The following is a 14,697-nucleotide window of genomic DNA, read 5'->3' as shown; positions in this document are numbered from 1 at the left end:
TCAGGGTAGCGCAACTTGCCAGGTCGACACATCGACGGCGTTGACGGCCTGACCCGCGACATTCGCATCCCGCAGCGCTTCGATGTTGAGACCAAAATCCTCAATGCCGCGGAGGCGGTCGGGCAGGGAACGCAGCAGCTCGTGGAACTTGATCGCCTCGGCCTGCGCTTCAGCCATCGTCACCGCCTTGAAGCGGAACGGCCGGCCGGCCGAGATCTGCGCGAAGCGGCCGAAATCGGCCGTGATCACGGTTGCGATCTTCGGATAGCCGCCGCTGGTGCCGCGGTCCGGCATCAGCACGATCGGCTGCCCGTTGCCGGGCACCTGGATGCTGCCGTTCACGGTGCCGTCGGAGACGATGTTGTGGCCGTCGAGATGCTTGATGGCGGGACCTTCGAGGCGATAGCCCATGCGGTCGCTGGTCGCCGAGATCTTCCACTCGCTGTCGACCAACAGCTCCTTGTGGTCCTCGGCGAACTCGTCGTCCTGCGGGCCGAACAGGATGCGGATCGGCGCATCGGTCGCGGCCGGCAATTCGATGCGGCGCTCGGGCGCGCCGCTTGCAGCCTGCGTCGTCAACTCGTCGCCGCTTTGCAGCGGCCGCGGGTAGGGGCTGCCGAGCCCGGCGCGGGCGTTGACGGCGAGGCTGCCGAACATCGGCTCGCCTTCGATGCCGTGCTCGATCGCGAGATAGCTGAACGAGCCGCCGCGCGCGAAGCCGAGAGTGAGCGTCTCACCTTCGGCAAGCGTCGCCGAGCTGTCGAACGCGACCGGCCGGCCGCCGATATCCGCATTGCGCGACGCGCCGGCGAGGGCGACGCGCACCGCGCCCCCGCGCGCGGTGAAGCTGGCGCCGAACGGGCCGATCTCGACCGCGGCGGCGAACAGGTCGTTGCCGACCAGCGTGTTGGCGGCCGCCAGCGAAAGCCGGTCCATCGCGCCGCTCGGCACGAGACCGTAGCGCTGCGAGCCCGGACGACCAGCGTCCTGCACCGAGCTTGCCGGGCCGATCGAGGTGACGACGAGCTTGCTCATGGCGTCACCAGTTCAGCGACGAACTCGCCGGCCTCGGCGGCGCGGTCCTGCTCGGCAAAGGTCTTGGCGTCGATCGCGGTGAAGGTGATGGCGTCGCCCGGCTCCAGCAGGAAGGTCGGATCGCGATGCAATTGGTAGGTTCGCACCGGGGTGCGGCCGAGCAGGTGCCAGCCGCTCGGGCCGGCCAGGCACTGCACGCCGGTCTGGATGCCGCCGATCGAAATGGTGCCGGCCGGGGTCAGGAGCCGCGGATCTTTGCGCCGGGGCATGTGTAGGAACTTCTCCAGTCCGCTGAGATAGGACCAGCCCGGCGTGAAGCCGATCATGGCGACGCGATAGTCGCCGGCGACATGGCGCGCCACGATCTGGTCGGGCGTGGTTTTGAGCGCCTTCGCGACGTCCTCGAGATCGATGCCGTGCTCGCCGCCATAGGTCACCGGGATGCGCCAGCGCCGCGTTCCGGTCTCGGTCGGCGGCGCCTTGGCGGCGCGAGCCAGCAGTTGCGCGCCGAGCGCGTCGAAGCCGATCTGCACGGGGTCGTAATGCACCAGCAGCGACCGGTAGGTCGGCACGGTCTCGGTGATGCCGGCGATCGGCTCGGCGGATATCACGCGGTCGAGCGCCAGCACCCGCCGGTTGGCGGCGTCGTCGATGGTGCGGCTGAATTCCACCGTGATGGCGCTGTCGCCACTCGGCAAAAGGCGGGGAGGACTTAAGGGGTCGGCCATTGGGTCAAGCGCTGTTCGTCAACCATCAAGCTAGCGTGTTTCGAGCTAAAACGGAATTCGCTTCGTGCAAAATGATGCAGCAACTTCAATAAATTAATCGGCATGCCAGTGATAAATCTGGATGATCGCAGCTTTTTCGCGCAGCCCTTGACGCAAGGCCTTTGCCCGGCAACATGCGCCGGTCTTTTCCTCCCATCGGAGCAAGCTTTCCAGATGTCACTGTCCGCCGAAGCGATCGCGACGCTGTCGCACGTGTCCACCGCCACCATCACCACCGTCCTGCTCAAGAAGGGCCTGCGCAACATCTGGATGCGCGGCACCAAGCCGCTGAAGCCAGGGCAGAAGCGGCTGGTCGGACCGGCCTTCACGCTGCGTTTCGTGCCGGCCCGTGAGGATCTGGCGACGCCGGAATCCTGGTCGTCGCCGATCTCGACCCGCACCGCGATCGAGGCGATGCCGGCGGGCTGCATCGCCGTGGTCGATGCCATGGGCATCACCGATGCCGGCATTTTCGGCGACATCCTCTGCGCCCGCATGGCCAAGCGCGGGGTGACGGCGCTGATCACCGATGGCGTGGTGCGCGACGTCGAGGGCGTGCTCGGCACCGGCCTGCCGGTGTGGTGCGACGGCTACGCGGCTCCGCCGTCGGTTGCAGGTCTGACCTTCGTCGGCTGGGGCGAACCGATCGGCTGTGGCGGCGTTGCCGTATTCCCGAACGACGTGGTGGTGGCCGACCAGGACGGCGCGGTGCTGATCCCGCAGGCGTTCCTCGATCACGTGCTGGCCGAGGGGCCGGAGCAGGAACGGATGGAAGCCTGGATCGTCAACGAGGTGAACAATGGCGCCCAGCTGCCCGGCCTGTATCCGATGAATGCCGAGACCAAGGCGCGCTACGCCGCGACCAAGAAATAACGTCAAGAAAGGGAGGTAACATGGACATCCACGTTTCCGGCTCGCGGCCGACCCGCCGCGCGCCGAAGGAGAATTTTACCGGCACGGTGTTACAGGACCCGATCAACATGGCGCCCGCGCCGGCGCGGCTGAACGCCTCGCGCGTGTCGTTCGAGCCCGGCGCACGCACCGCCTGGCACACCCATCCGCTCGGACAGACGCTGTATGTGATCTCCGGCATCGGGCGCGTGCAGGCCAAGGGCGGCCCGATCAGGGAGATCCGCCCTGGCGACGTCGTCTGGATTCCGCCGAACGAGAAGCACTGGCACGGGGCCTCGCCGGACAACAGCATGACCCACATCGCCATGCAGGAGGCGCTCGATGGCGTCTATTCGACTTGGATGGAGCACGTCACCGACGAGGAATACAACGGCAAGGTCCGCTGAGCAGCCGTAGCAGTTTGAAAGATGAAAGCCCCGCTCGTCAGGCGGGGCTTTTGATTTTATGAGACCGTAGCCCGGATGGAGCGAAGCGCAATCCGGGGCGGTCTCTCCCATGGTGAAAATCCCGGATTACGCTTCGCTCCATCCGGGCTACGATTTGCAGGCAATCAATTCACCCGCGTCCAGGTCTGGCCGCCGCAGAACATGCCGCCGAACGCACAGCCCTGGACGCGTAGCGTGTCCGGGCTCCTCATCGCGATGGTGGAATCGTAGGTGCTGCCGCTGTTCGGATCGAAGATGCGGCCGCTCCACTTGTCCTTGCCCGCCTTCATGTTGACCAGCACCTGTTCGCCGTTGGCGTTCGATTTCTTGTCGACGGCGTACCCGCAGAGATTGCCACCGCATTGCTCGATGCGGATTTTGCCTTCCTTCTCTTCGGTGAGCCAGACGCCGAGCGGCGAGTTCGCTGCTTGCACGGGATTGGCGAGCGGCTTGGGCACCGGAGCGCTCGGCGAGGCGGCGCCGACCGTTGGAGCTGTGGTGGGCTTTGCAGCCGGCGCAGTTTGCTGGACGGCTGGCGCCGCGGGCGGCGGCGGTGTGGTCGCGGCTGTAGCTGAAGGCGGCGTGGCCGCAACGCCCGTGCTGGGCGGCTCTGCCGTTGCGGCAGGCGCCGGCGGGACGGCGGCCTGATCGACGGCAGGCGGAGCAGTCGCTGCTGGCGCGCTGGGCGGCGCGGCCTGGGAATTCGTCTTAGCGTCCGTCTTAGTGTCCGACTTGGCGTCCGTGTTGGCCTCCTTCGGAGCCTTGCGCTTCTGCTCGGTGTCCTCGCTTTTGGCGCGTTTGGTGCGGCGGGGAGTATTGTCGTAGACGCCGGGGATCGAAACCGTGCCGCGATCGGGATCGATGCGAATAGTGCGGCCGCCGTAATCGAATGTGTACTGCGCCTGCGCTGCGGCCGTGCTTGCCAGCACGAGCGTGGCGATCGCCAGAAGCTTTCTCATCTCGACCTCCGGTGCAGGGAGCCTCGCTCGCAAGGCTATCCGGTGACCACCCCGTTGAACGTGTCCCAGATCACGGTCAGAACATGAGTCGTATCCTCGCGGTCTAGGTTCAAATCGCTGGATTACGGTCTGGTTTCAGGCCGTGCGCTTCAAATTATGCGCGCGGCGCGGGCTATTCGAACCACGCGGCGTAGATCCTCGCGTAGCTGCCATCTTCGCGCGCGATGTGAAGCCATTGGTCGACGAACGCCTTCAAGGCGACGTCGCGCTGCATCCAGTAGGCCTTTTCCGCGAAGTCGAACGGCTTGTCGGGATGCACGGCGCACAGCACGCCGGGATGCAGCTTCTGCTGATAGCGCGTCTCGGACGCATCGGTCATCATCAGGTCGGCGTCGCCCTTGGCGATCTCGTCGAAGATCTTGGTGTTGTCGTTGAAGACGCGGATCTCGGCGGTTTTCACGTGGGCGCGCGCGAAGCGCTCGTTGGTGCCGCCGGGATTGACGATGACTCGGGTGCCGGGTTTGTCGATCTCGGCGATCGTCTCAAACTTGCCCTTGTCGGCGCAGCGCGCGATCGGCGTCTTGCCTTCGCGCATGATCGGCGTCGAGAACAGACCCTTCTTCTGCCGATCGAAGGTGATGGAGACGCCGCCCATCGCGATGTCGAAATCGTCGGCCTCGAAATCCTTGGTCATCTGCGGCCACGATGTCGGCACGAACTCGACCTTGACGCCGAGCGCCTTGCCGAGCGACTGCGCCATGTCGACATCGAAGCCGCGGAAGGCCTTGGTCTCCTTGTCGAGATAGGTGAAGGGCAAATAGTCGCCGGTCATGCCGACGCGCAGGATGCCGCGCTTGACGATCTCATCGAGCCGGGACGGCGCCTGCTGCGCGTGCGCGGCGGACAGGAGCAAAGCGAGAGCGAGGCCGGCCAGCGCGCGAAACATCGAGGTCTTCTCCATCCGCATTTGATTGCGATGCCCGAAGGGCACGTATCGCGTCTCAGGCCTCGTTGCTGTCCTTGCTCGCCTGAACGACGCTTGCAGTGCGGCTGAGCATCTCGTGCTTGAAATGCTCGAAGCGCCGCCGCGCTTGGGCCTCGCGATCGTCGACGAATTTGATCGCGGCGTCCCGCTCCATCGGGCCGTTGACGAGCGGGGTCGATGCCTCGCCGACGGTCTCGTCGACATAATATTGGGCGCCGTCCTGGCGCACCGTCCAGCGGAAGCGCAGCGCGGCCATTGGTCCTGGGCCGGACTTGGAATAGCCATTGGCCTCGATCGGTTGGGGCGGCGGCTGGATCGACTCCGGCTCCGCTTCCGGCTGGCTCGGCTCCGGTTCGGTTGGCTCCGGTTCACTTGCTTCAGCTTTACTTGCCTCGGGCTGTTCGACCGGTTCGGACGCCTCGACCGGCGGCGGCTCGCCCGCCGACGACTCGGCGGGCGCGGCCTCGACGGACACGGTCGTGATGGACACGGTCTCGACTGATACGACTTCGACTGACGACGGAAGGGGCGGCGGCATCGCGATGGAGACCGGAGGCTCCTTGGCGGGCTCGGCTTCCTTATCCGCCGTCTTGTCGGACGATTTGGCCTTCTCGGGAGGTGTCGTCGTCTGATCGAGGATGCTCGCGATTGCGGCGAGCGCATTGTCGGTCGGGTCACTCACGGTTCGGTCTCCCAGGCTCGGCGTTGGCGGAATCGCGCCGACGCCATTCCTATCTACCTGATCTGACTGGCCTTTGTCAGCCCGGGCGCTTCGGTGGGGCCTACGCGCAAACCGGCGGACGCCGGTCCTTCCAGGGGCGGACCTGTTCGAGCTGGCCGGCCAGGCGGAACAGCAGCCCTTCCTCGCCGAGCTTGGCCGCGAACATCATGCCGAGCGGCAGACCGGCCTTGTTCCAGGCCAGCGGCACCGACATCGCCGGCTGTCCGGACATGTTGAACATCGAGGTGCCCGGCATGTAGCGGCGCAGCACCGGCGCGATGTGGCCGAGGTCCTCGGACATCGTGTTCAGCTCGCCGAGGCGGAGCGGCGGCGCGCACAGCGTCGGGCTGAGGAAGATGTCGCAACCTTCGAAGAAGGTCGCAAGCGCGCGCGAGATCTGGAACGCTGCAAGCTGCGCGGCCACGTAGTCGGCCGGGTTCATCTTGGTCGCATTCTGGGCGCTGGCGAGCGTGAGCCGCTCGACATCGTCCGACGTCAGGGTGCGCCCGACGCGCTGCTCGAGCAGACGGATGGTCAGCGCTGTGTTGCCTCCGACGATGGTCGTCATGACTGCGGCGGGATCGGCCGCAAGCGGCGGCGCACGTTCCTCGACGTGATGGCCGAGGCCCGCCAGCAGCTTGGCTATGTCGCGCACCGCCGCAGCGATCTCGGGATCGATGGCATCGCCGTAGGGCGACTTGTCGGTGAAGCTGATGCGCAAATGGCCGGGATCGCGGCCGACTTCCTGCGAGAACGGTCGCTCCGGCGGCGGCGCCACGTAGAGGCTCGACGGCTCCGGACCGTGGATCGCATCCATCATCACCGCGCTGTCGCGGACGCTGATGCTGAGCACATGGCCGACGGAGAAGCCGCCCCAGCCTTCGCCGCGATCGGGACCCACCGGGTTGCGGGCGCGCGTCGGCTTCATGCCGAACACGCCGGAGGCGGAGGCGGGGATCCGGATCGACCCGCCGCCGTCGCTGGCATGCGCGACGGGCAGGATGCGGGCCGCGACCGCAGCCCCAGCGCCGCCGGACGAGCCGCCGGAGGAATGGTCGAGATTCCAGGGATTGCGGGTCAGGCCGAACAGACGGGATTCCGTCGTCGGCATCAGCCCGAATTCCGGGCTCGAGCTCTTGCCGAAGATCGCAAGCCCGGCGTCGACGAAGCGCTGGGCCAGCGTGCCATTGTGATCGGCAACGAAGTCCTTCAGCAGGCTGGCGCCCGACGTGGTGCGGGTGCCTTCGAGCAGATCGAGGTCCTTCAGCAGGAACGGCACGCCGGTGAAGGGACCGTCAGGCAGCCCCTTGGCGATCTGGCGCTCGGCATAGTCGTAATGCTTGACGACCACAGCGTTGATCTTGGGATCGACGGCGGCGGTGCGCGCGATCGCCTCGTCGAGCAACTCCTTCGGCGTCACGTCCTTGTTGCGGACGAGCTCGGCGAGACCGACCGCATCGTAGTTGCCGAATTCCTTGAAGGCCATGTGGGTACTCCGCATCGCCGGGCCGATCCTTTCGGATCGGCCGCGGCGCAAACGAGGAAGGCTGAAAGCTCAGCCGAGGACGTCCTGGTTGATCACGTTCTGGCGCAGCGGATTGCCATCCAGCACGCTCAGAATATTGCGTGCGGTCTGCTCGCTCATGCGATCGACGGCCTCGACCGTGACGCCGGCCACATGCGGCGCCATGATCACGTTGGGCAAAGCGTGCAGGGGCTGGCCGACCGGCGGCGGCTCGACCTCGAACACGTCGAGGCCAGCGCCGGCGAGCTTGCCCGACACCAGCGCGTCGTGCAGCGCCTTCTCGTCGACGATGCCGCCGCGGGCGGTGTTGATGAGATAGGCGGTCGGCTTCATCAGCCTGATCCGCGCGGCGTTGAACAGCCCGACGGTTTCGGGATTCTTCGGGCAATGGATCGTGACGAAGTCCGCCCGCGGCAGCGCCGCTTCGAGGTTCGACACGGCCTCGCAGCCGGCAGCCGTGATCTCGCTGGCGGGCTTGTAGGGATCGTAGACCAGCACGTTCATTTCCATGGCGAGGCAGCGCTTGGCGGTGCGGGTGCCGATGCGGCCGAAGCCAACGATCAGGACGGTCTTGCCGTAGAGATCGAACGGCAGCACGCCGAGCCGGCTCGCCCAGGTGCCGTCCTTGACCATCGTGTGCATTTCCTGCGCGCGCTTGGCCAGCGTCAGCATCATGAACACAGCTTGTTCGGCGACCGACGGCGAGTTCGCCGTGCCTGCGACCATCAGCGGCACCTTGCGGCGCGACAGCGCCGGAACGTCGACGGCGTCATAGCCGACACCGATCCGGGTCACCACCATCATGCCCTTGGACGCCTCCAGCTCCGCTTCGCCGAAGCGGGTTGCGCCGAGCGCCACGCCATGGACCGGCGCATGCTGCTCGAGCATGGTCTGAAAGTCCTTGGCGGAGATCAGGTTGGGAAATTCGATGAGTTCTACGTCATCCCGCTCGTTGAGGAGCACCCGTGCCCCCGGTGACAAAGTCTGGGTGACAAAAATCTTCTTCTTGTTGGTGGCCATTTCCTGCCCTTGAGGTTTCTTGTGCGCCGTCAAAGGACGACGCCGGTCACCTCGTTTAGCAAATGCATATTGTTGAGGTCCACAGCCAATCGGAGCGGGCTGCCATCCTGCGCACCGGCATTGGGATTGACCCGGCCGCAGACCTGGGTGCCCTCGAGCGTGAAATAGACCAGGGTCTCCATCCCCATCGGCTCGGTAACGTCGAGCATCGCGTCGAACGGCTCGATGCCCGGTTCGGCATGCGGCCGCGCCTCCATGACGTGCTCGGGCCGGATGCCCAGCAACAGCTTGTCGGTGCGGGAGAGAGCCTGGTAGCGGGCGGCGCGTGCCGGCGGCAGCGAGAAAGCGAGGCGATCGGTCAGCCGCACGTTGAGCTTGCCGCCGGTGTCCTCGAGCCGACAGGGCACGAAATTCATCGCGGGCGAGCCGATGAAGCTTGCGACGAACCGGGTCGCCGGCTTGTGGTAGAGCTCGTTGGGCGTGCCGATCTGCTCGATCCTGCCGTGGTTCATCACCACGACGCGGTCGGCGAGCGTCATCGCCTCGACCTGGTCGTGGGTGACGTAGACGGTCGTGGTGCGGACCTTCTGGTGCACCTTCTTGATCTCGATCCGCATCTGCACGCGGAGCTTGGCGTCGAGGTTGGACAGCGGCTCGTCGAACAGAAACACCTTCGGATTGCGCACGATTGCCCGTCCCATCGCGACGCGCTGGCGCTGGCCGCCGGAGAGCTGCTTCGGCTTGCGGTCGATCAGGTCGGTGATGTCGAGCATGCGGGCTGCCTCGGTGACCCGGCTCTTGATCTCGGCCTTGGGATAGTGCTTCAGCCGCAGACCGAACGACATGTTCTCGGCAACGGTCATATGCGGATAGAGCGCATAGTTCTGGAACACCATCGCGATGTCGCGGTCCTTCGGCGGCACGTCGTTGACGACGTCGCCGCCGATCATGATGTCGCCGTCGGAAATGTCCTCGAGGCCGGCGATCATCCGCAGCGTCGTCGACTTGCCGCAGCCGCTCGGCCCGACCAGCACCACGAACTCATGGTCTGCGATATCAAGGTCGATGCCGCGCACCGCCTCGACCTCGTCGTAACGCTTCACAACCTTCCGCAAACTGACGTCAGCCATAAGTTCAACCCTTTGTCGCACCGGCGGTCAGGCCGGCAATGTAGTAGTCCATCAGGAAGGCATAGATGATCAGCGGCGGCGCGGCGCCGAGCAGGGCGCCGGTCATGATCTGTCCCCAGTTGAAGACGTCACCCTTGATCAGGGTCGTGATGATGCCGACCGGCAGCACCAGCTGATCGGTCGATGTCGTGAACACCAGCGGATAGAGGAACTGAGCCCAGGAGACGGTGAAGGCGAAGATCGTGGCCGCGATCAGGCCGGGCAGCGCGACCGGGATGAAGATCCGGGTCAGCGTCTGGAACCAGCTCGCGCCGTCGATGATCGCCGCCTCGTCGAGCTCCTTCGGGATCGAGGCGAAATAGCCGATCATGATCCAGGTGCAGAACGGTACCGTCAGCGTCGGGTAGATGAACAGCAGCACGTACCAGCGATTGACCAGCTGGATGCCGGTCCAGTCGCCGAACACGGCGAACATCTTGAACAGCGGGATGAACAGCAGGCTGTCCGGAATGAGATAGGTGAGGAACACGCCGGTCGCGAGCGTCGCCGAGCCCCAGAATTTCATCCGCGCCAGCGCAAAGGCCGCCGGCACGCTGATCAGCATCGTGATGGTGACCACGATGATCGAGACCCAGGCCGAATTCCAGAAGAAGCGCAGGAACTGGTTCGAGGTCAGCAGCTCGATGTAGTTGCTGAGTGTCGGATGATAGACCCACCACGGATTGGTCGCGGCCGAGATCTCGGCGCTGCTCTTCAGCGAGGTGATCAGCATGTAGATCGGCGGCGTCAGCGAGAAGATCGCAAACAGCACCAGGAAGAAATAGGACCAGCGTAGCGCCCAGGCGCGGTCGCGGCTCATGCTGCCGTACTTGACCTTGCGGGTCGGTCCGGACTTGTCGATCGTCAGCGAGCTCATCAGGCTTCGTTCCCGCGTTTGGTGATGTCGCGCAGGATGAAAATCGCCGCGACCGCGAGGATCGGCACCATGAACAGCGAAACGCTGGCGCCGAGCGGCACATCACTGCCCTCGATGCCGACCCGGAACGCCCAGGTGGCGAAGATATGGGTGTGGTCGAGCGGCCCGCCCGCGGTCAGGATACGCACGATGTCGAAATTGGCGAAGGTCACGATCAGCGAGAACAGCGTCGTGATCGCGATGATGTTGCGCATCATCGGCAGCGTAACGTACCAGATGCGCTGCCACCAATTGGCGCCGTCGATAGCGGCCGCCTCATAAAGCTGGTCGGGTACCGATTTCAACGCCGCCAGATACATGATCATGAAGAATGGCGCGCCGTACCAGACGTTGACGAGGATCACCGAGAAGCGCGCCCACATCGCATCGCCGGTCCACGGGATCGGCCCGATGCCGAAGAAGGAAAGCGTGTAGTTGAAGGCGCTGTAGGAGGGGTCGAACAGCCAGAGCCACGCCAGCGTGCTCATCGCCGGCGGGATCACCCATGGCACCAGCAGCATGCCGCGCCACTTGCGCTGCTTGTTGGCGGGTACGTTGTGCACGAAATGCGCGACGATGAAGCCGATCAGGGCTTTGAAGATCACCGCCGAGATCGCGAAAATGCAGGATTGCTTGACCACCAGCCAGAAGGTGTCGCGCTTGAACAGGAACTCGAAATTGCCGAACCCGACGAACTTCGTCATCGCCTTGTTCAGTGTTGCGAGGTGCAAGGAGTAGAGGGCCGGGTAGAGCACCAGGATCGCGATCAGGAGGATCAGCGGCAAGGTCATCAGGAACGCGGCCATCGACTTGCGCCGCAGCGCGTTGCGCAGGCCGACGCGCCTTCGTCCCGTCTGGGCAGCGGCTGCACGGTTGGATTGGAATGCGACATCAACCATAACGCAGTTCCCTCGCGCGGGTTGGTTGCACAGCACGCCGATTCGGCGGCCGGTCAGTGAAGACGGGATCTCGCGCGGCCAACATCACGGGCGGTCGCGCGAGACCTCGCTTGTCGTCAGCTTCGCATGAAGCCTTCGCACTCGCCCTCGGCCCAGGCGAGCGTCTTTTCCATGCTTTCACCCTGGTAGTACCGCAGGCACATCTTGGTCAGCGTGGCCTGGAAGTAGATCTGCTGCGCGATCTTGGGCGGCGCGGGCGAGGCCGCAATCGACAGCGTCTGGTGCTTGTAGGGGTTCGGATAGTGGTAGAGCGTCCCCTTTGGCGGCGCTTGCTCCGCCCAGACCTTCAAGGTCGTGAGCTTTTCGTAGGCCGGCAGGTCATAGCCACCGCTGGCGACCACCATTTTCTCGATCGATGCAGGTTGCGACAGGTGCGTCAGCAGGCTCTTGGCCGCCTCCTTGTTCTTCGAGAACGACCAGATCGACCAGAAGAACGGCAGATAGGGCGCGAAGCGTCCCTTCGGCCCGGCCGGGAACCCGTGCGTCCAGCACTGCTCCGCGACTTGCGGAGCATCGCGCTTGGCGACCGCCCACGCGCTCGGCGGATTCAGGATCATCGCGCCCTTGCCGGCGACCAGCCACTTGTTGTTGGAAGCGTCGTCCCATGCCGACACATCGGGCGGCAGGAAGGCGAGCAGCTTCTTGTAGTAGTCGAGGGCCTGGCGCACCGCGTCGGTCTTGACGGTGAGATTGCCCTTGGCATCGACCAGCTGCGCGCCGAACGACTGGAAGATCGCGCCGGCGGTGTCGACGCTGTCGCTGGTTTCGCCGAGGCCGATACCGAACGGGAATCCGGCCTTGTGGCAGGCTTCAGCCGCCTTGAGGAACGTATCGAGGGTCCAGTTATCGGCTTTCGGCTCGCTTCCGACCGGATACATCTCCTGCACGTCGATGTTGGCGTGTTTCTTCATCAGGTCGATGCGTGAGCAGGGACCCTTGATCTGGCTGCCGACGCTGGCGGGAACGCCGAGCCATTTACCACCGGCCTGGCCGAGATATTTCACCGTGCCGTTGACATCGCCGTTCAGCTTGAGGAGCGGATCCATGATGTCGTTGACCGGCTCGAGCAACTCGGCGTTGGCCTGCGGCCACCATGTCGGCATCTGGAAAATATCGTGGCCGGATTTCGCCTGCGCCTCGGCGGCGATGGTGACGATGTTCTTGTTGCCCTGGCTGGTGATGTAGTCGATCTGGACCTCGACCTTCTCCTTGGCAGCCCATTCATTGACCAGCTCGGTGGACGCACTGTTCGCGCCGGGCACCCAGTGATCCCAGAAGCCCATCGAGAGCTTTCCGGCTGCGTAGGCGCCACGCACGTAGGGGGCTGTAATCAGCGCGGCCGATGACAGCGCTGTCGCTGCGACGAATTCTCGGCGCGAGAGCTTCTTCCGTGACATGGCATTCCCTCCCTGGTAGCCGACGGACAAAAGACTTTTTGAATCCCGTTGTTCTTTTTTGTGCGTCGCGTTTGCGCGACGTCGCGGGATTGCGTTGAAACCGATCAGAACAGAATTGCCGGCATCTGTCGAGAAACGAGATGCTGATGCCAACTAGAACTAACGTTGTGGTCAAATAGCAGGCAGTGCCGTTCGCATCACTGCAGTTGCCGGCGGTTTGCCGTGCGTCTTGCGATCATGCTGCGACGCACGCGGGCGGCGACGCAGACAAGGTCGCAGACGGTGCGCGGTTGAGCCGCAGCTTTCCGGTCAAGCCTCAGCGAACTCTGTTCCGCCATGTTGATGCCCGGCGCGGCCGATAGACTTGCTGAAGCCGGAAACGCTAAAGTCCGGATTTGTCGAACCTACTCCCGCATCAATTCCGCAATCCACCACCGATCACGGAGACCCGATCATGCTCATCCCGGTAGCGAAGCTGCGCGCACAATGGAGATTGTGCGCCGCGGTTGGGGCCGCCACCGTCACGTTGCTCGCAGTGCCTCATATGGTCGATGCGCAGATCGTGCAGGGCGTCGAAAAGGGGGCGCGCGAGGGCAACAAGGCTGCCGGGCCGGTCGGCGGCGTTCTCGGCGGAGCCATCGGCGGCGTTGTCGGGGTGGTGACCGGCGTGACCGGGGTGTTGACCGGCAACAATGGCAACAACCCCAATGCCGGCAGCGGCAAGAACGCACAGGGCGCGGCGGCCGGCGCCAAGGCCCCCAAGTCGGCCAAGGCCGCCGCAAAGGACAAGGGCGCGAAGCAAGCGCCGACCGTGCTGACCCAGGCCGGCGCGCCGCAGTTGACGGCCGAACAGATCGTCGCCAACAGCGACGCCAACATCGAACGGATCAAGAAGGAGCTCAACCTGACGCCGGAGCAGGAGAAGAATTGGGCCGGCTTCAACAGTGCGATGCACTATCTCGGCCACAACGGCGCCGACCGACTCAACCTGCGCATCGCGCGGGCGCAGCGCGATCCGCCGGATGACATCATCGAGCAGATGCGCAACGAGGCCCAGTTCCTCAATGACCGGGCGGTCGATCAGCGCGGCGTCGCCGACGCCGCCGAGCCGCTGTTTGCCAGCCTCGACGACAAGCAGAAACAAATCTTCATCAACGAAATGGTCCGCCTGAGCCACGAACGCGGGCTCGACTGAGGAAATCTCGCCGGCCAAGTGGGGACGAATAGCCGGGCCACCAAGCCCTGGGGTAGGTTAAAGGCGCAGCACCCGGCTATTCTGCCGCAGCGGCGCGGCCCGGTTAATTCGTCATTCAATGTTGAAGAAAAACGGACCGGATCACGCCCGAGTGATGGCCGAGTCAGGGCCTTGTCGGGAACCATCCACAGCGCCCGAGGCCAGCGCGGATTGAGCCGTCAATGACCGGGACATCGGCGCGGCAAAGCGACGATGTCCTTCGGACGGCTCTGCCCGGCAATCAGCGATCCGCAAAACGCCGGCGCTTAGCTCTTCGGGAAGTTCAGCTCCACACCGACGCCGTCCGGATCGTAGAGGAATATCTGGGTGTCGCCGGTGCGCGGCACGATCTGCTCACGGAAGGTGACGTTCTTCGACTGGAGGCGCTTGCGCACGGCTTCGACGTCGCTGGCGGCAAAGGCGATATGGTCGAGGCGGCCGGTGTCCTCATATTTCTTCTCGGTGCCGCGCACCACGATGCCGTCGCGGGGCTTGCGGGTGCCCATCAGATGGACGGTGGCCTGACCGCCGGAATAGAGCCAGTAGCCGGGGAAATCGAGCGGCGGCCGTTCGCCGTTCTCGAGCCCGAGCACATCGCAATAGAACGCCTTGGTCTTCTCCAGATCCTGCGGCTCGATGGTGTAATGCTGTAGTCCGCCCAATGGCATGGTTC

General features: G+C 64.7%; 15 protein-coding genes. 3 read left to right on the top strand and 12 right to left on the bottom strand.

What is annotated here, in order from left to right; translation table 11 throughout:
- Positions 1-1,035 carry a 5-oxoprolinase subunit C family protein gene (locus ACVWZM_RS40970; RefSeq protein ID WP_456856075.1) on the bottom strand — a complete coding sequence of 345 codons (1,035 nt, stop codon included), beginning with the start codon at positions 1,033-1,035 and terminating at the stop codon, positions 1-3.
- The gene (gene pxpB, locus ACVWZM_RS40965) at positions 1,032-1,763 is read right to left on the bottom strand and encodes a 5-oxoprolinase subunit PxpB (protein ID WP_456856073.1); all 732 of its coding nucleotides are present in this window, start codon (positions 1,761-1,763) and stop codon (positions 1,032-1,034) included. Before pxpB ends, ACVWZM_RS40970 begins: the two co-directional genes overlap by 4 nt.
- Positions 1,764-1,976: 213 nt before the next feature.
- Between pxpB and ACVWZM_RS40960 the strand changes: the two genes are divergently transcribed.
- Together ACVWZM_RS40960 and ACVWZM_RS40955 are read left to right on the top strand one after the other, a co-directional pair.
- Entirely contained in the window at positions 1,977-2,675 is a 699-nt protein-coding gene (locus ACVWZM_RS40960) for a ribonuclease activity regulator RraA (RefSeq protein ID WP_076828879.1), read from the top strand.
- Positions 2,676-2,695: 20 nt separating this feature from the next.
- Entirely contained in the window at positions 2,696-3,100 is a 405-nt protein-coding gene (locus ACVWZM_RS40955) for a (R)-mandelonitrile lyase (RefSeq protein ID WP_057018689.1), read from the top strand.
- 164 nt (positions 3,101-3,264) lie between these two features.
- Here the strand turns inward: ACVWZM_RS40955 and ACVWZM_RS40950 are convergent, their stop codons facing one another.
- The 9 genes from ACVWZM_RS40950 to ACVWZM_RS40910 all read right to left on the bottom strand — a co-directional run bounded on the left by ACVWZM_RS40950 (position 3,265) and on the right by ACVWZM_RS40910 (position 12,790).
- A complete protein-coding gene (locus ACVWZM_RS40950; RefSeq protein WP_456856071.1) occupies positions 3,265-4,098 on the bottom strand; it encodes a DUF2147 domain-containing protein in 834 nt (277 codons plus the stop codon).
- A gap of 172 nt (positions 4,099-4,270) precedes the next feature.
- A complete protein-coding gene (locus ACVWZM_RS40945; protein WP_229192174.1) occupies positions 4,271-5,044 on the bottom strand; it encodes a transporter substrate-binding domain-containing protein in 774 nt (257 codons plus the stop codon).
- 55 nt (positions 5,045-5,099) lie between these two features.
- A complete protein-coding gene (locus ACVWZM_RS40940) occupies positions 5,100-5,765 on the bottom strand; it encodes a hypothetical protein (RefSeq protein ID WP_057018687.1) in 666 nt (221 codons plus the stop codon).
- 100 nt (positions 5,766-5,865) lie between these two features.
- On the bottom strand, positions 5,866-7,290 hold the full coding sequence (locus ACVWZM_RS40935; RefSeq protein ID WP_456856069.1) for an amidase: 1,425 nt from the start codon (positions 7,288-7,290) through the stop codon (positions 5,866-5,868).
- 69 nt (positions 7,291-7,359) lie between these two features.
- Positions 7,360-8,349 carry a hydroxyacid dehydrogenase gene (locus ACVWZM_RS40930; protein ID WP_225646746.1) on the bottom strand — a complete coding sequence of 330 codons (990 nt, stop codon included), beginning with the start codon at positions 8,347-8,349 and terminating at the stop codon, positions 7,360-7,362.
- A gap of 29 nt (positions 8,350-8,378) precedes the next feature.
- A complete protein-coding gene (locus ACVWZM_RS40925) occupies positions 8,379-9,479 on the bottom strand; it encodes an ABC transporter ATP-binding protein (RefSeq protein ID WP_456784949.1) in 1,101 nt (366 codons plus the stop codon).
- A gap of 4 nt (positions 9,480-9,483) precedes the next feature.
- The gene (locus ACVWZM_RS40920) at positions 9,484-10,395 is read right to left on the bottom strand and encodes a carbohydrate ABC transporter permease (RefSeq protein ID WP_016847559.1); all 912 of its coding nucleotides are present in this window, start codon (positions 10,393-10,395) and stop codon (positions 9,484-9,486) included.
- Positions 10,395-11,333 (bottom strand): carbohydrate ABC transporter permease, encoded by a 939-nt coding sequence (locus ACVWZM_RS40915; protein WP_028340672.1) that lies wholly within the window; start codon positions 11,331-11,333, stop codon positions 10,395-10,397. Before ACVWZM_RS40915 ends, ACVWZM_RS40920 begins: the two co-directional genes overlap by 1 nt.
- 116 nt (positions 11,334-11,449) lie before the next feature.
- Entirely contained in the window at positions 11,450-12,790 is a 1,341-nt protein-coding gene (locus ACVWZM_RS40910) for an ABC transporter substrate-binding protein (RefSeq protein ID WP_168856372.1), read from the bottom strand.
- Between the two features lie 454 nt (positions 12,791-13,244).
- Between ACVWZM_RS40910 and ACVWZM_RS40905 the strand changes: the two genes are divergently transcribed.
- Positions 13,245-13,985: a Spy/CpxP family protein refolding chaperone gene (locus ACVWZM_RS40905; RefSeq protein ID WP_076828866.1), complete on the top strand. Its 741-nt coding sequence runs from the start codon at positions 13,245-13,247 to the stop codon at positions 13,983-13,985.
- Between the two features lie 305 nt (positions 13,986-14,290).
- Here the strand turns inward: ACVWZM_RS40905 and ACVWZM_RS40900 are convergent, their stop codons facing one another.
- A complete protein-coding gene (locus ACVWZM_RS40900; protein ID WP_141342398.1) occupies positions 14,291-14,692 on the bottom strand; it encodes a VOC family protein in 402 nt (133 codons plus the stop codon).
- Between the last annotated feature and the right edge of the window lie 5 nt (positions 14,693-14,697).

Source organism: Bradyrhizobium sp. USDA 4501, from assembly GCF_054062115.1.
The sequence above is the reverse complement of the archived record's forward strand: the minus strand, read 5'-3'. Positions and strand labels throughout refer to the sequence as shown.